At 46.1% G+C, this 22792-nt stretch carries 24 protein-coding genes and 1 pseudogene; 23 read left to right on the top strand and 2 right to left on the bottom strand.

Features of this window, described 5'->3' with window-relative positions; translation table 11 throughout:
* From cobK to cobO, 12 genes and pseudogenes are all read left to right on the top strand, one after another.
* On the top strand, window positions 1-780 hold the full coding sequence (gene cobK / locus DER53_RS12360) for a precorrin-6A reductase (protein ID WP_062754167.1): 780 nt from the start codon (window positions 1-3) through the stop codon (window positions 778-780).
* Window positions 781-797: 17 nt separating this feature from the next.
* Window positions 798-1445, top strand: coding sequence for a precorrin-8X methylmutase (locus tag DER53_RS12365; protein WP_015863809.1), 648 nt, complete (start codon window positions 798-800; stop codon window positions 1443-1445).
* Between the two features lie 14 nt (window positions 1446-1459).
* Window positions 1460-2548: pseudogene (locus tag DER53_RS12370) on the top strand (cobalt-precorrin-5B (C(1))-methyltransferase); the annotation flags it as partial.
* Entirely contained in the window at window positions 2535-3740 is a 1206-nt protein-coding gene (locus DER53_RS12375; RefSeq protein WP_062754163.1) for a bifunctional cobalt-precorrin-7 (C(5))-methyltransferase/cobalt-precorrin-6B (C(15))-methyltransferase, read from the top strand. The pseudogene DER53_RS12370 and the gene DER53_RS12375, both read left to right, overlap by 14 nt.
* Window positions 3737-4438 carry a precorrin-2 C(20)-methyltransferase gene (gene cobI, locus DER53_RS12380; RefSeq protein WP_062754161.1) on the top strand — a complete coding sequence of 234 codons (702 nt, stop codon included), beginning with the start codon at window positions 3737-3739 and terminating at the stop codon, window positions 4436-4438. Before DER53_RS12375 ends, cobI begins: the two co-directional genes overlap by 4 nt.
* Window positions 4435-5205 carry a precorrin-4 C(11)-methyltransferase gene (gene cobM, locus DER53_RS12385; RefSeq protein WP_062754159.1) on the top strand — a complete coding sequence of 257 codons (771 nt, stop codon included), beginning with the start codon at window positions 4435-4437 and terminating at the stop codon, window positions 5203-5205. The genes cobI and cobM overlap by 4 nt, the downstream gene beginning before the upstream one ends.
* A 4-nt stretch (window positions 5206-5209) precedes the next feature.
* Window positions 5210-6283: a cobalt-precorrin 5A hydrolase gene (locus DER53_RS12390; RefSeq protein ID WP_062754157.1), complete on the top strand. Its 1074-nt coding sequence runs from the start codon at window positions 5210-5212 to the stop codon at window positions 6281-6283.
* 13 nt (window positions 6284-6296) lie between these two features.
* Window positions 6297-7661, top strand: a complete 1365-nt coding sequence (locus tag DER53_RS12395; RefSeq protein WP_062754155.1) for a cobyrinic acid a,c-diamide synthase CobB — start codon at window positions 6297-6299, stop codon at window positions 7659-7661.
* The gene (locus DER53_RS12400) at window positions 7654-9165 is read left to right on the top strand and encodes a cobyric acid synthase (RefSeq protein ID WP_062754153.1); all 1512 of its coding nucleotides are present in this window, start codon (window positions 7654-7656) and stop codon (window positions 9163-9165) included. The genes DER53_RS12395 and DER53_RS12400 overlap by 8 nt, the downstream gene beginning before the upstream one ends.
* Complete coding sequence (gene cobT / locus DER53_RS12405; protein ID WP_062754152.1) at window positions 9165-10220, top strand: nicotinate-nucleotide--dimethylbenzimidazole phosphoribosyltransferase; 1056 nt, start codon at window positions 9165-9167, stop codon at window positions 10218-10220. Before DER53_RS12400 ends, cobT begins: the two co-directional genes overlap by 1 nt.
* A complete protein-coding gene (gene cobA, locus DER53_RS12410; protein ID WP_015863818.1) occupies window positions 10217-10996 on the top strand; it encodes a uroporphyrinogen-III C-methyltransferase in 780 nt (259 codons plus the stop codon). The genes cobT and cobA overlap by 4 nt, the downstream gene beginning before the upstream one ends.
* On the top strand, window positions 10983-11528 hold the full coding sequence (cobO, locus tag DER53_RS12415) for a cob(I)yrinic acid a,c-diamide adenosyltransferase (protein WP_041269653.1): 546 nt from the start codon (window positions 10983-10985) through the stop codon (window positions 11526-11528). The genes cobA and cobO overlap by 14 nt, the downstream gene beginning before the upstream one ends.
* Window positions 11529-11725: 197 nt before the next feature.
* On the opposite strand, the gene DER53_RS12420 is transcribed toward cobO, so the two are convergent.
* A complete protein-coding gene (locus tag DER53_RS12420) occupies window positions 11726-11959 on the bottom strand; it encodes a DUF3892 domain-containing protein (RefSeq protein WP_062754150.1) in 234 nt (77 codons plus the stop codon).
* A 72-nt stretch (window positions 11960-12031) separates the two neighbouring features.
* On the opposite strand from DER53_RS12420, the gene DER53_RS12425 reads away from it, so the two are divergent.
* On the top strand, window positions 12032-12712 hold the full coding sequence (locus DER53_RS12425; protein ID WP_062754148.1) for a class I SAM-dependent methyltransferase: 681 nt from the start codon (window positions 12032-12034) through the stop codon (window positions 12710-12712).
* A gap of 750 nt (window positions 12713-13462) precedes the next feature.
* On the opposite strand, the gene metA is transcribed toward DER53_RS12425, so the two are convergent.
* Window positions 13463-14371 carry a homoserine O-acetyltransferase MetA gene (gene metA / locus DER53_RS12430; RefSeq protein ID WP_062754147.1) on the bottom strand — a complete coding sequence of 303 codons (909 nt, stop codon included), beginning with the start codon at window positions 14369-14371 and terminating at the stop codon, window positions 13463-13465.
* A gap of 160 nt (window positions 14372-14531) precedes the next feature.
* Here metA and DER53_RS17595 point away from each other — a divergent pair, with 160 nt between their 5' ends.
* The 10 genes from DER53_RS17595 (at window position 14532) to DER53_RS12475 (ending at window position 22751) form a co-directional block, all read left to right on the top strand.
* On the top strand, window positions 14532-14660 hold the full coding sequence (locus DER53_RS17595) for a hypothetical protein (RefSeq protein WP_255265188.1): 129 nt from the start codon (window positions 14532-14534) through the stop codon (window positions 14658-14660).
* Window positions 14630-15151, top strand: a complete 522-nt coding sequence (locus DER53_RS12435; protein WP_062754145.1) for a hypothetical protein — start codon at window positions 14630-14632, stop codon at window positions 15149-15151. The genes DER53_RS17595 and DER53_RS12435 overlap by 31 nt, the downstream gene beginning before the upstream one ends.
* A 51-nt stretch (window positions 15152-15202) precedes the next feature.
* A complete protein-coding gene (locus DER53_RS12440; protein WP_062754378.1) occupies window positions 15203-15679 on the top strand; it encodes a glutathione peroxidase in 477 nt (158 codons plus the stop codon).
* Window positions 15680-15921: 242 nt separating this feature from the next.
* On the top strand, window positions 15922-17808 hold the full coding sequence (locus DER53_RS12445) for an ABC-F family ATP-binding cassette domain-containing protein (protein WP_062754144.1): 1887 nt from the start codon (window positions 15922-15924) through the stop codon (window positions 17806-17808).
* Window positions 17809-17830: 22 nt separating this feature from the next.
* Window positions 17831-18961: a conserved virulence factor C family protein gene (locus DER53_RS12450; protein ID WP_062754142.1), complete on the top strand. Its 1131-nt coding sequence runs from the start codon at window positions 17831-17833 to the stop codon at window positions 18959-18961.
* A 183-nt stretch (window positions 18962-19144) separates the two neighbouring features.
* Window positions 19145-19582, top strand: coding sequence for a BrxA/BrxB family bacilliredoxin (locus DER53_RS12455; RefSeq protein WP_062754140.1), 438 nt, complete (start codon window positions 19145-19147; stop codon window positions 19580-19582).
* 124 nt (window positions 19583-19706) lie between these two features.
* Window positions 19707-19838, top strand: coding sequence for a YuzL family protein (locus tag DER53_RS12460; protein ID WP_073967943.1), 132 nt, complete (start codon window positions 19707-19709; stop codon window positions 19836-19838).
* 265 nt (window positions 19839-20103) lie between these two features.
* Window positions 20104-21273 carry an LL-diaminopimelate aminotransferase gene (locus tag DER53_RS12465; RefSeq protein WP_062754139.1) on the top strand — a complete coding sequence of 390 codons (1170 nt, stop codon included), beginning with the start codon at window positions 20104-20106 and terminating at the stop codon, window positions 21271-21273.
* Between the two features lie 11 nt (window positions 21274-21284).
* Window positions 21285-21896: a YpjP family protein gene (locus DER53_RS12470; protein ID WP_062754137.1), complete on the top strand. Its 612-nt coding sequence runs from the start codon at window positions 21285-21287 to the stop codon at window positions 21894-21896.
* A gap of 147 nt (window positions 21897-22043) precedes the next feature.
* Window positions 22044-22751: an anthrax toxin lethal factor-related metalloendopeptidase gene (locus tag DER53_RS12475; protein WP_062754136.1), complete on the top strand. Its 708-nt coding sequence runs from the start codon at window positions 22044-22046 to the stop codon at window positions 22749-22751.
* Window positions 22752-22792: the final 41 nt, after the last annotated feature.

Consider the following 22792-nt stretch of genomic DNA (forward strand, 5'->3'; position numbering starts at 1 on the left):
ATGATTATTGTATTAGCGGGAACGAGCGATGCCCGAAAGCTGGCGCTTTGTATCCAACAAGCGGGCTATGATGTGTTAGCGACGGTTGTTACAGAACATGCGGCGGATCAGTTGCGTGCTTCCGGCTTAGCGGTGCACCTTGGACGGCTGACGTCGGAACAATTGGCGGAGTTGATCCGCGTAAAGAAAGCGAAAGCAGTGGTGGACGCGAGCCATCCGTTTGCCGAAGAAGCGTCGAAAAACGCGATGCAAGCTACCGCAGAGGCGGGGGTTCCGTATATCCGTTACGAGCGGCAAGCGGCTCACGTTGCTTATGAGCGTGTCACGTTTGTTGACAGTTATGAAGAAGCAGCTGAGCTCGCTGCGAAAAAACAAGGCGTCATTATGCTAACGACCGGAAGCAAAACGTTATCCATTTTCGCAAAAAAGCTGTTAGGGCTTCCGAATACGCGCGTGATTGCGCGCATGCTGCCGCGCAAAGACAATATGGAGAAATGCGAACAACTCAAGTTTCCGCAAGAAAATATCGTTGCGATGCAAGGTCCGTTTACGAAAGAACTCGATAAGGCGCTTTTCCAACATTTTGGCGTTACGTTGCTCATTACGAAAGAAAGCGGAAAAGTTGGGTTTGTCGATGAAAAAATCGCTGCCGCACAGGAGCTAGGGATTGAGACGATTGTCATCCGCCGTCCATCAATTCAGTATGGCACGGTGTATTCCCAGTTTTCCGATGTCGTTAAGGCACTACAACAAATAGTACCGTTATCCATTCATTCATGAAAGAAAGGGGTTTTACCATGGATTTTCGCACGGAATTTCGTCCGATTACAGTCCAACCGCAACAAATTGAAGAAAGAAGTTTTCAAATCATTGATGAAGAAATTGGTGAACATCATTTTACGAAAGAACAATATCCGATTGTACAGCGCGTCATTCATGCTTCTGCAGATTTTGAACTTGGAAAAAGCTTGTTGTTTCACCCTGATGCCGTCCGTGCGGGAATCGAAGCAATACGCAGTGGCAAAACGGTCGTCGCTGATGTGCAAATGGTACAAGTCGGGGTAAATAAAGTGCGCATTGAAAAGTTTGGCGGCAAAGTGAAAGTGTATATTTCCGACGAAGATGTCATTGCGGAGGCGAAAAGGCTCAACACGACAAGAGCGATTGTCGCGATGCGAAAAGCGGCTAAAGAGGCAGAAGGCGGGATTTTTGCCATTGGCAACGCGCCAACGGCATTGCTAGAATTAATTCGTTTAATTAAAGAAGGAGAAGCACGTCCGGGATTAGTGATCGGCCTGCCGGTCGGTTTTGTGTCGGCGGCGGAATCAAAAGCGGAATTGGCGAAATTGGATGTTCCATTTATTACAAATATCGGCCGAAAAGGAGGAAGTACCATTACAGTGGCGGCGCTAAACGCGCTTTCACTGTTGGCAGAGCGAGGGTAAACGAATGGAAACGAAAAAAAACGTTACGCGAGGGATATACGACAGGGGCGTGTGCCACAGCGGCAACGAAAGCGGCATTAACGGCGCTTATTACCGGCATCATACAAACGGAGGCAACCATTTATTTGCCAGTCGGACGATGGGCGACATTTGCGATCGAAACGTGCGAGATTTATGGTGAGTCGGTGAAAGCAACGGTGATCAAAGATGGCGGGGATGACCCTGACGCGACGCATGGAGCGGCGATTGTATCAACCGTCTCATGGGCGGAGCAACCCGGCATTCACTTAGATGGCGGAAAAGGGGTAGGGCGCGTCACAAAACCGGGCTTGCCGGTGCCGGTTGGCGAAGCGGCAATTAATCCAATCCCGCGAAAAATGATTCACGAAACAGTGCGCGAGGTATTGGAACAATACGGCATTTCCCGTGGAGTGAACGTCATTATTTCCGTTCCTAACGGGGAAGAAATCGCCAAAAAAACGTTAAACGCGCGCCTTGGCATTATCGGCGGCATTTCGATTTTAGGGACGCGCGGCATTGTCATTCCTTTTTCGACGTCCGCCTACCGCGCAAGCATCATTCAGGCAATTCAAGTGGCAAAGGCAAACGGATGCGACCATGTTGTGATCACGACGGGAGGACGAAGCGAAAAATTTGCGATGCGACAATATCCTCATCTTCCTGAGGAAGCGTTTATTGAAATGGGGGATTTTGTCGGCTTTACGCTGAAACAATGCAAACGGCTCGGCATCCGAACCGTTTCCATGGTTGGGATGATGGGGAAATTTTCTAAAGTGGCGCAAGGCATTATGATGGTGCATTCGAAAAGCGCCCCCGTTGATTTTTCGTTTTTAGCAGCCATTGCTGAACAAGCCGGAGCTTCGCCGGAACTCGTTGCCGCTGTTCGCGAAGCCAATACGGCATCACAAGTTGGCGAGATGATGCAAGAAGCAGGGAATGAGCGCTTTTTTGAAATATTATGTGACCATTGTTGTTTATCCGCGTTACGTGAAGTGGGCGGCGGCATGACCGTGGAAACGTCGCTATACACAATGGGCGGTCAATTATTAGGAAAGGCGGTACGAAACGATGCAGGCGATTAAACTAATTGGCATTGGCGCCGATGGGAAAGCGAGCCTCCCGCGCCTTTATGAACGTTGGATTTATGAAAGTGAGTTATTGGTCGGAGGAGAGCGTCATTTAGCCTTTTTCCCTGATTATCAAGGCGAAACGCTCACGATTCGAGGAGGGCTATCACAGCTTGTCGAGCGGCTTCGCCATGAAACGAAACGCACCGTCATTGTCGCGTCTGGTGATCCGATGTTTTATGGAATCGGCAGCTATTTATCTAGCAAACTGCCAATCGAAGTATATCCAGCAGTCAGTTCGATTCAATGGGCGTTTGCGAAAATGGGAGAAAAATGGCAGGACGCCAAATTTATCAGCGTCCACGGCCGCAGCATGAAAGGACTTGCCCAGCGCATTGACGGATGCGACAAAGTAGCGATATTAACAGATGAAACGAATTCTCCTAATGCCATTGCGAAATATTTGCTTTCGTACGGAATGACCGAATACCGTGCGTTTGTCGGAGAAAATCTTGGCAGTCAAGATGAACGGTGCCGCTTTTTCGAATTAGAAGAGATGGCAGATGCCGAGTTTTTTCCATTAAATGTGGTTATTTTACAAAAAACAAAAGAAGGTCCGATGTGGCCATTAGGAATTGACGATGACGAATTTTTGCAGCGTAAACCAGATAAAGGACTGATTACGAAAAAGGAGGTTCGGGTGTTAAGCATTAGCGCGCTCCGTCTTCATGCTAAGAGCGTCGTTTGGGACATCGGCACATGCACCGGTTCCGTCGCGATTGAAGCGGCGAAAATCGCACGCGAAGGCTCCGTGTTTGCGATTGAAAAAAATGCCCATGATATCGAAATTTGTAAAGAAAACTTAAAAAAATTCCGCGTTGACATTACGCTTGTACACGGCAAAGCACCTGAGCATTTAGACAAATTTGCCGATCCGGATGCGATTTTTATTGGCGGAACATCAGGAGAAATGGGACCGCTTCTTGATGTTTGCTGCCGGCGCTTGAAACGGAACGGACGCATCGTTGCGAATGCAGTTACGATTGAAACGCTGGCGCAGGCGGTGGAAGGATTAAAGCAGCGCGGCTTTCAAGTAGACGTTACGCTCGCGCAAATCTCAAGAAGTAAGCCGATTTTAGAGCTGACGCGGTTTTCGGCGCTTAATCCGATTTATATCATTACGGCAAAGAGGGAGGAAGACGAATGAGCGGAACATTGTATGGCATCGGCGTTGGTCCGGGCGACCCGGAGCTGTTGACGGTGAAGGCGTTTCGCCGCCTGAAAGAAGCGCATGTCATTGCCTATCCGAAAAAACAGCGCGGCAGCAAAAGCTATGCCCAACAAATTATTGAAGCATATTTTTCTCCAGCGGAAAAAGAGATGATTGGTCTCGTCTTTCCAATGACGAAAAATATGGATGTGTTAACAGAAAAATGGAATGAGACAGCAGAAGCGATTTGGAAACAGCTAAGCGCAGGAAAAGATGTCGCGTTTGTGACGGAAGGAGATCCACTTTTATATAGCACGTTCATCCATCTGATGAAAATCATGAAAGAGCGGTATCCAAATGTCACGATTGAAATTGTTCCGGGAGTTTCCTCCGTCAACGCAGCGGCAGCAAGACTGCAGATCCCGCTTGCTGACGGGGATGAACAGGTGGCGATTATTCCAGCGCGCGACGACTATGAAGCAATGAAAAAAGCGCTTGAAGACCATGATTGTGTCGTTTTTTTGAAAGTGGCGAAAGTGATGGGCATGATGATCCGTCTTCTTCGCGAACAAAATTTATTGCAAAACGCTGCCGTGGTGACAAAGGTGACGTCAAAGGAAGAAATCATTTGGAATATCGAACAGCTTGAAGGAGTAGAGTTGGAATATTTAACGTTATTGGTGGTGAGAAAGTGAAACTATATATTATTGGCGCGGGCCCGGGGGCTCCGGATTTGATTACGGTGAAAGGCGCGCAACTGCTTCAGGAAGCGGACGCAATTTTTTACACCGATTCGCTCGTCAATGGCGAACTGATCGAGCGCTATCGAAAGCCGGAAGCGGAAGTATTTCATACGGCAGGAATGCATTTAGAGCAAATGGTTGAAGCGATGTTAGAACAGCTTAAGCAAGGAAAAAAAGTCGTGCGCATTCATACGGGAGATCCATCTGTTTACGGAGCGACGCTTGAACAAATCGCGCTACTCAAAAAGCAAGGGGTGGAAGTGGAAATCGTCCCTGGCGTCAGTTCGGTATTTGCGGCGGCAGCGGCTGTTCAAGCGGAGCTAACCGTTCCGGATTTAACGCAGACGGTTATTTTAACGCGAGCGGAAGGACGAACACCAGTTCCAAATAGAGAAAAACTGGAAGATTTAGCAAAACATCGTTGCACATTAGCGTTATTTTTAAGCGCTACATTAACAAAAAAAGTAACAAAGGCACTAAGGGATGCGGGATGGAGCGATGATACCCCTGTTGTGATTGTGTATAAAGCGACATGGCCAGATCAAAAAATTGTCCGTTCGACGGTCGGCACGCTGGACGAGGATATGCGCGCAAACGGCATCCGAAAACACGCCCTCATTTTAGCAGGATGGGCGTTAGACCCTGCAATTATCGAGCGCGACTATCGCTCGAAGCTGTATGATAAAACGTTCACACACGGATATCGACAGGGGGTGTGAGGAGTTGTATGCGATTGTTGCGATTACGAAGCATGGTGTTGATATTGCCCGCCGCGTCGGCGAGGAGCTTCCAAACGCCCGTGTGTATTATACGAATAAGTTTGCGAGAGGAGACGAAGACGAAAAAGGCATTCGTTTGTTTGAAGGGAACGTGCGGTTATTATTGCCGTCGCTTTTTCAAACATACCGCGGGCTTATTCTCATTATTTCGCTTGGTGCGGTCGTGCGGATGATTGCACCGCTATTAAAAGATAAAAAAACCGATCCGGCGATCGTTGTTATTGATGATAAAGGGGAACATGTCATTAGCGTTCTTTCCGGACATCTTGGCGGAGCGAACGAACTGACGCGGCAAGTCGCGGAGATTTTACATGCCCATCCCGTCATTACGACTGCGTCTGACGTACAAAAAACGATTGCCGTTGATTTATTTGGCCGTTCCTTCGGCTGGGAGTGGGAATCTGACGAAAAGCTGACTCCCGTCAGCGCCGCCGTCGTCAATGAGCAACATGTTGCCATTGTACAGGAATCAGGGGAGCGAGAATGGTGGAACTATGATACCCCGCTGCCAAACAATATCCGTATTTATGATTCGATTGATGAAGCGCTAGCGGCGAAACCGGACGCCGCGCTTGTCGTTACCCATCGTTTATTAACGAAAGAGGAAGAAGCGATTTTGCAAAACGGCGTTTTGTATCGTCCAAAAGTAATCGTGCTCGGTATCGGCTGCAACCGCGGGACAACGGCGGAAGAAATTGACGCCGTCATTCGCGATACATTAGAGGAGCTGCGCTTTTCAATGAAAAGTGTGAAAGCGGTATGTACGATCGAATTAAAAAAAGACGAGCCAGGGTTGCTTGAAGTGGTGCGAAAATACGGATGGGAATTCGTCTATTATACCCCTGAACAACTGAATCAAGTAAACATCGAACAGCCTTCTGAAACCGTGTACCGCTATACAGGAGCTTATGGTGTGAGCGAGCCAGCAGCGAAGCTTTATAGCGGTGCAGAGAAATTGGAATTAGTGAAGAAAAAAGCAGGTAATGTCACGATTTCCGTGGCACTTTTACACCATTAAGGGGGAAAACAACATGAGAAGAATCGTAATCGCCGGGACGGGAAGCGGCGTTGGCAAGACGACCATAACGATTGGATTGATGGCGGCGTTAAAACAAAAAGGCTACATTGTACAAGGGTTTAAATGCGGCCCAGATTATATTGACCCAACCTATCATACTGCTGTCACGGGCAGACCGTCGCGCAATTTGGACAGCTGGATGGTTGGACACGAAGCGGTTCAAGCCATTTGCGCAAAAGGCTGTGAAGGGGCTGACATCGCCATTATCGAAGGAGTCATGGGGATGTTTGATGGGAAGCGGCCGACGACAAACGAAGGAACGACGGCGGAAATCAGCGTATTAACGAATAGCCCGGTGCTATTGGTTGTTGACTGCGCCGGCATGGCACGGAGCGCGGCGGCGGCTGTCCGCGGCTTTCAAACGTTTGATGAACGCGTGCGCATTGCGGGAGTGATTGCCAACCGCGTCGGCAGCGAAGGGCATTTTCGCCTTGTAAAAACGGCGATTGAACAAGAATGCGGCATTCCCGTGATCGGATTTTTAACCAAAGAGGATGCGCTCCACATTCCGGAGCGTCATTTAGGACTCATTCCATCGATTGAGCGTGGGGAATTAGATCACTTTTTTGCGGAATTAGGAGAGCGCATTGCCAAGACGGTGGATCTTAACGCGTTGCTAAAGCTGGCGGAAGCCCCAGCATTAAATGTTCCACAATCGTATTTCGATATAAGTAAATCGTATGATGTACGGATTGCGGTCGCAAAAGATGCGGCGTTTCATTTCTACTATCCGGAAAATTTAGAGCTGTTACAAGCGTATGGCGCCGAGTTAGTCTTTTTCTCCCCGCTTGCCGGTGAGCCGCTGCCAAATGGGGTGCATGGGTTATATATTGGCGGCGGATTTCCCGAAGAGTTCGCAAAACAGCTGTCCGAACAGCAAAGCGTCAAACAGTCGATCAAAACTGCGATCGAAAGCGGGCTTCCGACATTGGCGGAATGCGGGGGGTTTATGTTTTTAACCGAAGGCATTGAAACGACGGACGGTGCGCATTATGACATGGTTGGCGTCATTCCGGGACGGATCGTCATGCAGCCGAAGCTTGTCGCGCTTGGATATCGTGAGGTGAAAGGAGAACCAGGAAACTTTTTGCTTCCGGAAGGATTGCGGGCGCGGGGGCATGAGTTTCATTATTCCACGTACGAAGCGCGCGGCGAGATTCCGTTTGCCTATGAAACAACGGGGCTGCGCGGTGCGAAAAAAGATGGCTATCAGCATCAAAACTTAATTGCAGGATATGTCCATTTTCATTTTGCGTCTTGTCCGCAAATGGTCGAAAATTGGCTAACGAAATGCAAGAAGGTGAAAGACCATGGCTAAAGCGTTGCCGATTATGTTTCAAGGAACGCATTCCGATGCGGGAAAAAGCATTATTGCCACGGCGTTTTGCCGAATTTTCGCACAAAACGGCTGGAAAACGGCGCCGTTTAAATCGCAAAACATGTCTCTTAACTCGTATGTGACGGTTGATGGAAAAGAAATCGGGCGGGCGCAAGGGATACAGGCGGAAGCGGCCGGAGTTGTCGCGACGACGGATATGAATCCGATTTTAATTAAACCGAGCCGTGAGCATGAATCGCAAATCGTCGTGCACGGAAAGCCATATAAAAATATGCAGGCGTTCGCGTACCGCGGCGAATTTTTTGAAAAGGGGCTGGCGATTATCCGCGAGTCGCTCGATGTTTTAATGAATGAATACGACCGGCTTGTAATCGAAGGAGCGGGAAGTCCGGCAGAAATTAATTTAAACGACCGCGAACTTGTCAACATGCGCGTCGCTCGGATGGCAAACGCACCGGTCGTGCTGATTGGCGATATTGAACGCGGCGGAGTGTTTGCCAGTTTAGTAGGAACATTGCAGCTGCTTGACAAAGAAGATCGCAAGCGGATCATCGGCGTGATCATTAATAAGTTTCGTGGCGACTTGGCACTATTGAAGCCGGGGCTCGATTGGTTCGAACAATATACCGGCGTTCCGGTGTTAGGCGTCGTTCCATATTTAGAAGATTTACATATTGACGCGGAAGACTCCGTTAGTTTAGAACAAATGTCCACAGCCGTAAATCCGGATAAAGACATTGATATTGCTGTTATTCGATATCCGAAAATATCTAATTTCACAGATGTGGATCCATTTTTGACCGAACCGGACTGCCACGTCCGCTTTGTGGCAACAGCCGCCCAGCTTGGCCAGCCAGATTTGTTGATTTTGCCGGGCAGTAAAAACACCATTGAAGACTTATTATATATGAAGAAAAACGGGATTGCGGAGCAAATTGCACAGCTCAACAAACATCATCGTGTGACGATTATCGGAATATGCGGCGGCTATCAAATGTTAGGTGCTCGTATCCGTGATCCATTTGGTGTGGAAACACCGCTAAGAGAAATTTCTGGATTGAATCTCCTTCCGATTGAAACGACGCTTGAGCGTAAAAAAACAACCGTTCTTTCGGAAGGAATATTGACATTTGCGGGTGAGCGTTTTTTCGTGAAAGGATACGAGATACATATGGGGCGTTCGCAGCCACTTGATGGAAATATCCCTTTCATCCATGTCCAAGGGCGAGCGGAAGGCGCTAAAAGCAAAGATGAACGGGTGATCGGTACCTATTTTCACGATCTTTTTCATAATGATGCGTTCCGTGAGGCGTTATTGAACAAAATTCGCCGCGAGAAAGGATTAGCGCCTATTTACGGGCGCCAGTCTTTCCGTACTATAAGAGAACAAGCTTTTGACCGCCTTGCCGATCATGTGAAGCGGCACGTCTGCATCGAAGAAATCGAAGAAAAAATGTATATGTTTCAAAGGAGGGATGTGTAATGTTATTTTCGATTCCAAAGCTTGATAAAAAAACAGGAAAAGAGGTATGCGCTTACGTCGACCAATTGACAAAACCGGTTGGCAGCCTTGGTCGTTTGGAACAGTTAGCGGTGGAGCTGGCGGAAATGACAGGGAACAAATTTCCTGATGTTTCGCCGCCGGGTATCCTTGTGTTTGCGGCTGATCATGGTGTTGCGAAAGAAGGGGTGTCAGCGTTTCCGCCAGAAGTGACGGCACAAATGGTGTGGAATTTTGTTCAAGGCGGTGCGGCGATTAACGTATTCAGCCGGCAAATTGGCGCAATATTTGCCGTTATTGATGTTGGGGTCGCTTCACCAATTGAACATGAAGCAGTAGTTTCCAAGAAAGTGCGGTACGGGACAAACAATTTTTGCGTAATGGAAGCGATGAGCAATGCGGAAGCGGAACAAGCGCTAATAGTTGGTTACGAACAAGCAAAGGAAATAATCGACCAAGGAGCGCGTACTCTCATTGTCGGTGAAATGGGCATCGGCAATACGACTACCGCGAGTGCGATTTTAGCGGCGGTGAGCGGCAAGCCAATTGAACAACTTGTCGGAAGAGGAACAGGCATTTCGGAAGAGAAGATTGCGCATAAAGTCAATGTCATTCGCCGCGCGTTGTCACTTCATCAGCCTGATCCGTCTAAACCGATTGATTTATTATCCAAAATCGGTGGCTTGGAAATCGCCGCGATGGTGGGGGCGATGCTAGCGGCAGCGGAGCGGCGCGTTCCGATTTTATTGGACGGATTTATTTGTACCGTTGCTGCACTTGTAGCTAAGCTTTTTGCTCCGAATGTTGCCGATTATATGATTGCCGGTCATCGTTCTCAAGAAATTGGCCATCAAATTGCTCTTGAATTATTAGGAAAAGAGCCGCTTATCGATTTAAGCATGCGACTTGGTGAAGGCAGCGGTGCGGCTGTTGCATTTCCGCTGCTGGCATTTGCGGCAACGATGATAAAAGAAATGGCGACATTTGCTTCTGCCCATATTTCAAATTCTGTAGAAGGAGCAGGAAAACAATCATGACAAATGGAAAAGTATATATCGTTGGTGCCGGTCCCGGTGATGAAAAGCTAATCACTGTCTATGGATTGGAATGTATTCAACAAGCTGACGTCATTATTTACGACCGGTTAATTAATAAAAAATTACTGAAATACGCCAAAATCGGCGCTGAGTTAATTTACTGCGGAAAAGAGCCGGGAAAGCACGCGCTCATTCAAGAGCGGATTCATGAACTGTTAGTCGAAAAAGCAAAACAAGGAAAAATCGTCACTCGTCTAAAAGGAGGCGATCCTTGCGTCTTTGGACGGGCTGGGGAAGAAGCAGAGGTGCTTGCGCAGCACAGCATTCCGTTTGAAATCGTTCCTGGCGTGACGGCGGGAATCGCAGCTGCCGCTTATGCCGGCATACCGGTTACACACCGGGAATATGCTGCTTCGTTTACCATTGTTACCGGCCACGGCCGTCAAGAAAAGGGAGATGACCGTCTTCATTGGGAAGGGTTGGCGAAAGGAAGCGATACGATTGCCTTTTATATGGGTGTCGGCAATTTGCCGTATATTTGCCAAAAACTAATCGAACATGGAAAGCCGTCGAATACTCCTGTGGCGGTGATCGAATGGGGAACGACACGGAGACAGCGAACGGCTGTCGGCACGCTGCAGACGATTGCCGATATCGTCAAGAAAGCGAATCTTTCCCACCCAGCGATTATTCTTGTCGGAGAGGTCGTTCGGCTTCGTGAAACGATTCAATGGTTCGCTGAGATGGACCGGGGTGAGACGGTTGCCACCATATAAAAAGAAAGGGCGCATCATCGTTTACACGGGGGATGGAAAAGGAAAAACGACCGCCGCTCTCGGATTGGCGATACGAGCGGTGGGAAGAGGGAAAAAAGTCGCCGTCATTCAGTTTATTAAGTCACCGGAACGAACGTATGGAGAGCATCTTATATTTCAAAAACTCGGGATCGAAATGTATCAAATGGGCGCCGGGTTTACGTGGACGAAAACGCCCGAAGTGCATCGTCAGGCATTGAAAGCGGCATGGGAATTTACGAAAGAAAAAGTGTTATCGGGTATGTACGACTTGATTGTTTTAGATGAACTGAACAATGCGCTTGCGATTGACCGGTTTCCGGTCGATGATATCGTCTCCGTTCAAGACGTACTTCGATTGATGGAAAAGCGTCCACCTGATCTTCATTTAGTTATTACCGGCCGTTCGGCGAATAGGAAATTAATCGAGGCAGCTGACATTGTTACGGAGATGAAACTGATCAAACACGATTATGAGAAAGGCGTTACCGCAATGAAAGGGATTGAGCTTTAGCTCATCCCTTCTCTGATTCATTCATAAAGATCTGTTTTGTCGTTTTGCGATTTATTACGTTTATTTCCTTTGCTGTTGTCGCCCGAGATCGGTCCATTTAGGAGCGACATGGCATCTTGTGTCGGTGCGTTCTGATTTTTGCTTCCTTTATTCGGTCTTTTTGTCATGTGCTAGCACGTCCTTTCCACAAATAAGTATTAGGAAAACGTAGGAAGTTGATCAAGATTGTTGGAGGCATCTCCGTCGGGATTGGAGCGTATATATTGTTCTCCATCGTGTTCGGTAACGACATGGACACCGGTAATCGCACCGTTTTCCACTTCCATTAATGCTTTGCGATACGATAATACGCTCCCTTTGGATGTTTTAAATCCAATGATGTCTCCTTGATGATTTTTTTGGACAGTGACAAATGTTTCTTGTCCGTTCATGAACAATCACTCCTTCTTTCAGCATCATTATTTTTTGTAAAAGGACAATTTTTATTCGAACGAGGTGTTACGATGGTCATTTTTGACTGGCATAAAGAAGCGGAAAAACAGTGGGACGAAAGAGCGGATTTTTGGCATCAAAGCAGTGAAGAGATGTGGGAGCGGGGAAGCCGGAAAACGATTATTCCGTTCCTTTCATCATATATTCCAAAAGGAAGCAATGTCATTGATTTAGGGTGTGGGGATGGTTATGGAGCGTGGAAGCTGCATCAAACAGGATACGATGTTATCGGCATCGATTTGTCGAGCGAAATGGTGGAAAAAGCGAAAGCGCGGGGAGAGAACGAAAGGCTGCGCTTTATTCAAGGCGACTTAATGAAATTGCCGTTTGCTGATGAAACGTTTTCTGGAGCGATGGCAATCAATTCGTTGGAGTGGACGGAACGGCCGCTTGAAGCGCTAAAAGAAGCAAAACGGGTGTTAAAGCGAGGCGGCTGTTTTTGTGTCGGCATTCTCGGGCCGACCGCTGCGCCGCGCGTCAACAGCTATCCTCGTTTATACGGAAAGCCGGTTATTTGCAATACAATGATGCCGTGGGAGTTTGAACAATTAGCGAGGGAAAACGGCTGGGATGTTGTCGATGGACAAGGTGTTTATAAACGGGGAGTTCCCGAAAAGCTGGTCCAGCCGTTATCTATCGAACTAAGACAAGCACTGACGTTTATGTGGTTATTTATGTTGCGTAAGAACTAAAAAAACAAAAAATGCCGATTCATCCCCCACCTATGCTTCGTTTAGAGGTGGGGAGCTTCTCGGCAAAAAAGATAAACAACACAACCATTCACGCAAAGCTGTTACTAATGCCGTTGCAACCTATTTTCCGGACATTTCTTATCAAAAGCTGCCGTATTGTATGAAAATGCATGGGACAATCGTAAGAAAGAAAGTGAAAAAACCTTGGTGTACTACCAAGGTTTTTTTAGCTCGCTGTATATTTTTCTTCCCATTTTTGTCGCCATTTATTGCGGCGTTCTACGCGGGCACCCTTATATAAATGTTTGTATTTGCGCCAATGCGTTTTCCATTGCTTTCTCCGTTCCGCTCTCACGTGCCACTCATTCCTTTCTAGATGTGTCTTATTCTATGTTGTTAACTTCGTTCTAGGGGCTGTCGAATCCTTTGACTAGTTTTGTCGAGGAATAGGAAGTTTCCGTGAACAATCGCGAACTAGGATAGTTCTTTTTTTTATATTTGTCAATAGGAAAAATCGATCATCTCCAATTTCCTGACGCACGATGCAATGGAAAAAGAGTATCATGAGCGGTTATTTACTTTATGCAAGGGAAAAGGAATGTGTCGACCATGCTGTTTTATCGTGAAAATGGCAGCACCATCGAGTGTAAGAATAAAAAAGAAGGCGGAGTCATCCTCCTGCCTTCTTGACCACATTTTGACCACGCAATTATTAGGAGAGATAAGTGAATTTTATTCAAAAGAATATACTTATTCCCACTCATATGGCGTTTCTTGATAAACGTAATAGTTCAGCCAGTTGACAAACAATAAATTCGCATGAGAGCGCCAAGTGTTAAGCGGCTGTTTCGTCGGATCGTCGTTCGGGAAGTACGATTCCGGAATGTGAATTGGAAGCCCCTTGGCTAAATCGCGTTCATATTCCTCTTTTAATGTCGTAGCATCGTATTCCGGATGGCCAGTTAAAAAGATTTGCTTGCCATCGTTGGAGGCGACTAAACATACGCCCGCTTTCTCTGAAACAGATAAAATCGTCAGTTCTGGGACTCTCTCAATGTCTTCACGTTTGACGTCGGTATGACGTGAATGCGGCATGCGAAACACATCGTCAAACCCGCGCAATAGTTTGACATTTTTTACTTCAAGCGAATGTTCGAAAATACCGAAGCATTTTTGTGGGAGCTGGTATTTCGGAATGCCGTAATGATAATAAAGCCCCGCCTGCGCTCCCCAGCAAATATGTAGCGTTGATGTCACATTTGTTTTCGTCCATTCCATAATTTCTGTCAGTTCGTTCCAATATGTTACTTTTTCAAACGGCATTTGTTCGACCGGAGCACCGGTAATAATCATTCCATCGAACTTCCGATGGCGGATATGTGGAAAGATGGTATAAAATTGATCGAGATGATGCTTGCTTGTCGTCTTTGATTCGTGTGTTGCCGGGCGCAAAAATGTCACATTCACTTGAAGCGGCGAATTGCCAAGAAGACGCAATAACTGTGTTTCCGCTTTTTCTTTTTCCGGCATTAAGTTTAAAATGACTATATTTAACGGACGAATGTCTTGAGAATACGCCCGTTCTTCATCCATTACAAAAATATTTTCTTGTTCTAGTATTTCTTTTGCCGGTAAATCTTTTGGAATATTGATTGGCAACAGTCTCACCCTCCATTCTTTGTTTTAAATAACTTAATTATAAAAACATTACAAATTTTATTCAACGAATTTTTTTCCATTTGTACAAGTGGTAAAATGTATATGTTTACATTCATTACGTATGTGGATTTAAGACGTCGACTGGCGTGGAGTTGAAAATGTGATGACGATGCCAGGCTTGCCGAAACAACCAGCGGCGCTTCACATGAACGTCGATGAAAACGGAATGCTGTCGGCTTATTTTAAAGGGGAGATTGGATGTTTGATCCAACTGCGTTTGATAATTTGAAAACAGTGCTCGAAGGAGCGGTATATGACCTTGATTTAGCGGGAGAAATCATTGTAATCGATCGTCACGATATGGTCGATTTGGCTCACTTTTCGCGTGCATATACGATTACGTTTTGTTTATCATCTGATCATAAACAAAATATATCATGTACGATTCGATTGGAAATGGACTTGGAACAAATTGCGCAAGAACTGCTTCAGCGCGCAGTTCGCCCAGGATGCAAGCTGATGATTGCGTTCTCTTTGCCGATCCGACGGCATACAACGTGCTCTCTTATTGAGGGCACGTTGCTTCGCATTTGGGGAGACAAGCGAATCATTCGACAAACGTTAAGTCATGATTTTCCTAATGAAGAGTCTGTGTATCATAACGAAGTAACGATCGAATTCGGCCGCCTTATTTATGAAGACAATGTCGATGATTTGCAGGAGATGATCCCGTATATGCTTGATTCGCTTGAACAGCTGCAGCCATTTTACAAGTCCTAGAAGTGGAAAAACGCCGGAAAATTCATTATGATGAAAAGAGAGGTGAAAACGATGAGCGTTTATGATTTTACTGTAAAAACGATTCGCGGGGAAGAACAGTCGCTGGCGGATTATAAAGGGAAAGTGTTGCTGATTGTCAATACGGCAAGCAAATGCGGCTTTACCCCGCAATATAAAGAGCTGCAGGAGCTATATGAGCAGTACCGCGACCGCGGTTTTGTCGTTCTTGGTTTTCCGTGCAATCAATTTGGCCATCAAGAGCCGGGCACGGAAGAAGAGATTGAACAGTTTTGCCAAGTCAATTACGGGGTAACTTTCCCGATGTTTGCCAAAGTCGATGTCAATGGTGAAAATGCTCATCCGCTTTTTCAGTATTTAAAGGAAAAAGCCCCAGGTGTGCTTGGAACGAAGGCGATTAAATGGAACTTTACGAAGTTTTTAGTGGATCGAAACGGAAATGTGGTCGCACGTTTTGCTTCACAAACGAAGCCGAGCGAGTTAAAAAACGAAATTGAAGAACTGTTGTAATAAAGGAAAAAATGTATTTCCGATGAGAAAGACGGCTTTTGGCCGATAGATATAGTTGTTTTATAGGTTTATAAAGCATGCAAATTTCTGTTATCATTCTAATATGTCTTAGCCGGATGGAGTTCTAAGAAACAATAGGTCATTTGCCGCTGATACTTAACGGAACGAAATGCACGCAGGTGCGGGTGCCTAACTGCTGACTTTCGTCGGCGAGAAGCTCAAACGAGAGTGGGATGGTTGCCATGAAAATGTTAACGGTGGAAAATATCGCAAAAAGCTACGGAGAAAAGGTGTTATTTCAACAACTGTCTTTTACGATTAAAGAAGGGGAGCGCATCGGCATTATCGGCGTCAATGGCGCTGGAAAATCAACATTATTGCGCATAATTGCCGGGGCGGATGCGCCTGATGAAGGACAAATTACTTATTCAAAAGATTTCACGATCGGTTATTTGCCGCAGGAGCCGGAGTTTCGTCATGATTTTACCGTTTTAGAACAAGTATTCCATCGGGATACCCCTCTTATTCGCCTTTTGCGTGAATATGAACTGGCGCTTGCCGAGCTGGAAGAACATCCCCTTGATGAAAAGCGTCAGGCTCGCTTGTATGCCTGCCAGCAACAAATGGATGCGCAAAATGCATGGGATGCGAATGCCAATGCAAAAGCGATTTTGACAAAGCTAGGCATTTCTGATATGACGAAACGAATCGGCGAGCTGTCGGGAGGGCAAAAACGGCGGGTAGCGCTGGCGCAGGCGCTCATTGAAGCACCAGATTTACTGATTCTTGATGAGCCGACGAACCATCTTGATTATGAAGCCATTCGTTGGTTAGAAGAATATTTATCACGTTATCAAGGAGCGGTATTGTTTGTCACGCACGATCGTTATTTTTTGGACCGCGTCACCAATCGCATTTTTGAACTGGACCGTGGCAAGTTATACACGTATGTAGGGAATTATGCCGCATTTTTGGAGGCAAAAGCCCTTCGGGAAGAACAAGAACGTACTGCCGCGGAAAAACGTTATCATTTATACCGCCGTGAGCTCGAATGGGTAAAACGCGGAGCAAAAGCGCGGACAACGAAACAAAAGGCGCGTCTGAAGCGGTTTGCCCAGCTCGAAGCGTCACTGCCGACGGAAAAAAGCGGGCAGCTGGAGATGAAGCTGGGCGGTAGCCGGCTTGGCAAAAAGGTGATCGAGCTGAAGCGAATCAGCCATTCGTTTGGCGGCAAGCAGCTCTTTCATTGCTTTAACCTGCTTGTCAAACCGGGTGACCGCATTGGCATTGTCGGGCCGAACGGCAGTGGCAAATCCACTTTGCTTAATATCATCGCCGGACGGCTGCAGCCGGAAGAAGGAGAGGTGGAAATCGGTCCGACTGTCAAAATTGCCTATTATACGCAAGAGCATGTGGAAATGGACGAGCAGAAACGAGTCATCGAATATATTCGCGAAGCGGGCGAGGCAATACGCACCATCGACGGAGAGACGATCTCCGCCGCGCAGTTGCTTGAGCAGTTTTTGTTTCCAATGCATATGCATGGAACGCCGATTCGCAAACTGTCCGGAGGGGAAAAACGCCGTTTATATTTATTGCGCTTGTTGATGACGGAACCGAACGTCTTATTGCTCGATGAGCCGACGAACGATTTCGATACGCAAACGTTGACCGTGCTTGAAGATTATTTGCAGTCATTTCCTGGCGTTGTCGTTACCGTATCACATGACCGCTACTTTTTAGATAAAGTCGCTGACCAGCTTTTGATTTTAGAAGGAAACGGACGAATATCCACTTACTTTGGCGAATATTCCGCATACTTAGAAGAGCAGCTGCTGAGGAAATCAATGCAAAAACAAGAAAAACAAGCACCAAAAGAAACGAAAACGCTAAAGAAACAAACGAAACGCCGTTTGACGTTTAAAGAACAAAAAGAATGGGAAGAAATCGAAGCCAACATCGCTGCACTTGAAACAAAATTGCAGCAAGTAGCCGAAGAGATGGAAACATTTGCGAGCGATTATGAAAAAATCCAGCAGCTTTCACAAGAATATGAAAATCTTTCAGCAAAGTTAGATTCGCTTTTGGAACGTTGGGCGGAGTTATCAGAGCTCGTAGAATCGTCATAAAAAGAAAAAGGAGGGAACGCTGTTGAAAATTAAATCGATTGAACCAACCCCGAGTCCAAACACGATGAAAGTATTGTTAGATGAGGAACTGCCGTCTGGCACCAGAAATAACTATAAACCGGACAATGTCGATACGGCGCCTCCTCTTATTCAACAGCTAATGAAAATTGAAGGGGTAAAAGGAATTTATCATGTCGCTGACTTTTTGGCCATTGAGCGCAATCCGAAATACGACTGGAAAGAGATTTTAACGAAAGTGCGCGAAGTGTTTGGAGAGGAAGTGGAAAACGAGCAAGGAGAAACGAAAAAGCCAAACGAACATTTTGGTGAAGTGAAAGTATATGTACAAATGTTGTATGGTTTGCCGATGCAAGTGAAATTAATAGATGGCGAACAAGAGCATCGCGTTGGGCTTCCGAAACAGTTTATGGATGCGGTCATTGAAGCGCAGAAATATGCGGGCAATATCGTGTTAGAACGAAAATGGGTGGAAAAAGGCGTGCGTTACGGCACCTTTGAGGAAATCGGCAATGAAATGGTTGAAGAACTTTCCGCTGCATACCCGCCGGAACGATTAGAGCGCATTGTTCAAATGTTTCGCCGCGGCGAGCAAGCAAAGACGCAAAAACGCATAAGCATCAAAGTGACGGAAGAAATGCTCGATGATCCGGATTGGACGAAACGATATGCGGCGCTAGAACAAATGGCGGAGCCGACAGAAGACGATATACCGGTGCTCGCAAAAGCGCTAAAAGATGAAAAAGTAGCGATTCGCCGCTTGGCTACTGCGTATTTAGGAATGATCGGCGGCAAAAAAGTATTGCCGTATTTATATGAAGCGCTGAAAGATAAAGCGGTTTCCGTGCGGCGGACGGCGGGAGACTGCTTGTCCGATATTGGAGATCCGGAAGCCATTCCAGTGATGATTGAGGCGCTGAAAGACCCAAGCAAGCTTGTCCGTTGGCGCGCTGCCATGTTTTTATACGAAGTCGGTGATGAATCGGCATTGCCGGCATTAAAGGCGGCGGAAAACGATCCGGAATTTGAAGTGAGCATGCAAGTGAAAATGGCGATCGAGCGCATTGAAGGCGGCGAGGAAGCGAAAGGATCGGTTTGGAAACAAATGACGGAAAGCAGAAGAAAAGGTCAATAGTAAAGAGTGATAAAAATTGGAAAAGGCACGCTACACTTGATTGCACCTTTTCTTTTTACGTCTTTATGTGTAATGTTTGCATCATTTATAACGTAAGTACAATCGTATCAGTTATTTTTATTGATTTTTTGGAAATAAAATAGTATTCTGATGCCAGCAAAAATGGTTTGGAGGGATTGCGTTATGTCCATGGCTTATGAAGAATATATGCGCCAGCTTGTGCAGCCAATGCGCGACGAATTGGTGAACGCCGGATTCCGCGAACTTCGCACGAGCGAAGAAGTAGAACAATTTATGGAAAACGTCGAAGGCACGACGTTTGTGGTGGTCAACTCCGTTTGTGGATGCGCAGCGGGATTGGCACGGCCAGCGGCAACACAGGCTGTTTTAAACAGTGAGAAAAAACCAGATCATTTAGTGACGGTGTTTGCCGGTCAAGATAGAGAAGCAACAGCAAAAATGCGCGAGTATTTCGTTGGGATTGCACCATCTTCTCCATCGATGGCGCTCTTAAAGGGAAAAGAGGTCGTTCATTTTATTCCACGTGAGGAAATTGAATTTCAATCAATGGAAGCAGTAATGGAAAACATTATGAATGCGTTTGAAAAATATTGTGATTAAGGATGCTGTTGGGCATCCTTTTTTCTTTATTTCGTATGGTTGTGGCGGGGTTTAGCGGGCTCTTGGCGAGAAAGGAATAGAAACAGGCGTAAAAGGAAACGTTAAAGGCGGAGGTGACATGTGAATGCCGAAACGGAAAAAAGATCCGTCCAAAGCGGGATTAGGCGCTCCAAACGTGAAAGGCCAAGGAACAACGCAAACAGAAACGGGCGCATACGAGCTTGACTCCGCCCGCAAGAAAACAAAAATCGATTAACAGAAAAACTCGCAGTCAACCTGCGAGTTTTTCTTATGCATTTGCAATACAGCTATAAATAAAATAAAGAATCGTAATAATGCTTGCCGCAAAAAAGATTGTGTTCATGTTATTTCCCGCCTTTCTCTATATGTTTTCTATGGTAAAATATGATACACTATTTATATAATTTAAATAATTTAATTCTTTATATATTCATAGTATATATCATTTAAAGCGGAAAAAGAAAGCGTTTTTCCATGCGTAAGTTGGGGGAGATGGAGCAATGAAGTTGGCAGCGCGTATGAAAGCTTTTTCCACATCGATTTTTAGCGAACTATCAATCTATATAAAACAAAAATGCAGCGAAAAAAATGATATGATTGATTTAAGCATCGGCAGTCCAGATTTACCGCCGCCACCGTGTGTTATGGAAGCGCTTAGCCGTTATGCGAGTGATCCAAAAGCATATGGATATACGCTGAAAGGTACACGCGAATTTCATGAAGCAGTGGCGTTTTATTATCAAACAGCACATCATGTAACGCTTCATCCGAAAACAGAAATCATGTATGCCATCGGTTCACAAGACGGACTTGTTCACCTGCCAATGGCATTTGCGGACCCGGGGGATATTATTCTTGTTCCTGATCCCGGCTATCCGGCATATGCAACAGGCATTGCGATGGCGGAAGCCGTTCCTTATTTCATGCCGCTTCGAAAAGAAAACGATTTCCTGCCAAATCTGCGGGAAATTCCGCAAGAGATAGCAGAAAAAGCGGTGCTTATGTTTTTAAACTTTCCGGGGAATCCCGTTCCCGCGTTAGCAACGGAAGCGTTTTTCCGGGAAGTGGTTGAATTTGCAAAACGATATAACATTATCGTCGTCTCCGATTTTGCTTATAGCGAACTTTATTATGACGGCAATAAGCCGATTAGTTTTTTATCCATACCTGGAGCAAAAGAAGTCGGAATTGAATTGAATTCATTATCGAAAAGTTACAATATGGCCGGCTGCCGCATTGGTTATATTTGCGGAAATGAAGAAATCATCCGCATCCTTAGCAAATTTAAATCGAATTTGGATTACGGCATATTTTTGCCGATTCAGCAAGCAGCGATTGCGGCGTTAACAGAAGGTGCGTCATTTTGCGAACAAAACCGGGCTATTTATCAATCCCGCCGCGATTGCTTCGTAGACGGTCTTGCTTCAATTGGATGGCATGTCGACCGGCCGAAAGCGGGCATGTTTATATGGGCGGAAATTCCGAAAGGATGGAATTCCCTTGATTTTACCTATGCGTTAATTGATCGTGCCGGTGTCGTCGTTACGCCTGGGCATGCGTTTGGACCGAGCGGAGAAGGGTATGTGCGTATCGCGCTTGTAGAAGGAGAAGACAAACTATTGCGGGCAGTAGAAAAATTGAAACAAAGCGGAATTTTTTCAGCAAAGTGAGGTGAAAATGCGTGAAGCTGCCAAAGTGGTTAAGAAAAACGCTCGTTGTCGCAATCACGGTATGTACGTTTGGTCTTGTTACACCACCTTCTTCGTTAATGGCTGCTGATGAACCAGCGTCAGATGATTCGCCGTCTTCTGATTGGCAAAATAATCATAGCGGATCGCCAATTACGTCCGTTACAGCTCAGCGGGAAATGCAAGCGCCGGTTTTGACTCGGCAGCAATTTATTGAGCAGACGATGGAGAAAGCGGTCGTGCAATCGTACGAAAAATTTGGCAGCAAAATCGCTCCTGTTATTGAAGAAGAGTTTCGCGATGTGATTTTGCCGCGCATTGAGGAAGTGATTGCGTCGCTTGCTGAGCAATACCCGGAAGAACAGCTGCAGTATTTGGAGGTGACGGAAAACCCATCAGGCGGGATGGGAGAGCGCATTTTTCATATTTACCGCGTCGACACAGGAGAGGATATTATCCGTTTTCACGTCAGGCGCGAACATCCGCCGCAAGATGGGTATTGGTTTCAATTTCATTACCATACGTACCACGACAATTTCCAAACCCATTACGAGCTAGGAAAAATTTATTGGGATAAAAATACGCCGCCGCAATGGCGGACGTGAACGGTTTTTTTGCTCCGTTTCCACATGAACGTTTCCCGCTGATCCCGCTTCCTTATTTTACACATTTGTCCTCGTTTTTTTGTGTGTTACAATTTAATAGAAAAAGAGATTTTCATATTTGTAGTAAAAGAAGCGGGGGAAAGGATCATGAAACGGATTCTTTTTTGGATCATGATAATGTTGGCGATCGTTCCGCTTCTTTCGCTTTCCCCGTATCCTGCCGCGCACGGCATTTTGCTTGTTGATAGCAATATAGACATTAAACATACCATGCCGCACGATATATTAAGAAAAATGATCATTGTTCCGGAAACGAACTTTTCCCATCATGAGGCGAAAAAAATGATTGATACGCTTGCCCATATCGACCCATCCATATTGCAAAAAGCGGCGGATCATCATATTTACATTCAGCTGTTGACTGGAAAGATTACCGATGAACCGTCGGCGAGGCACTTACACGGAAAAACGCCGCGCGGATATTTGTCCTCTTCGACAACATGGGATGATGTTCCAGGGCTTGGCGGCTCACATTTAGTGCTTGTGAAAATCGGCCACAGCGAGAAGGGAAAAGGGCACGGTTCGGTCAATTTGGAATTGCATGAGTTTGCACATTCCATCGATTACATCGTGTTCGATCATATTCATGAGACGGCGGCTTTCCGTTCGATTTGGCAGGAAGAAGCAGCGAAACTGTTTCCAGATCACTATTATTTCCTTACGTATCCGGAAGAGTATTTTGCCGAATCGTTTGCGTACTATTACTATAGCGATGAGACACGCAGGCATTTGCAAATTGTTGCCCCAAAAACGTATCAGTTTATTCGCCATTTGGCTGAAAGAGCTCGTTTGTGAGCTCTTTTTTTGTTTCTGAATGAGATTCCTTTATGCTATGA

Origin of the sequence: Parageobacillus toebii NBRC 107807, assembly GCF_003688615.2 — a bacterium.
Taxonomy (GTDB): Bacteria; Bacillota; Bacilli; order Bacillales; family Anoxybacillaceae; genus Parageobacillus_B; species Parageobacillus_B toebii.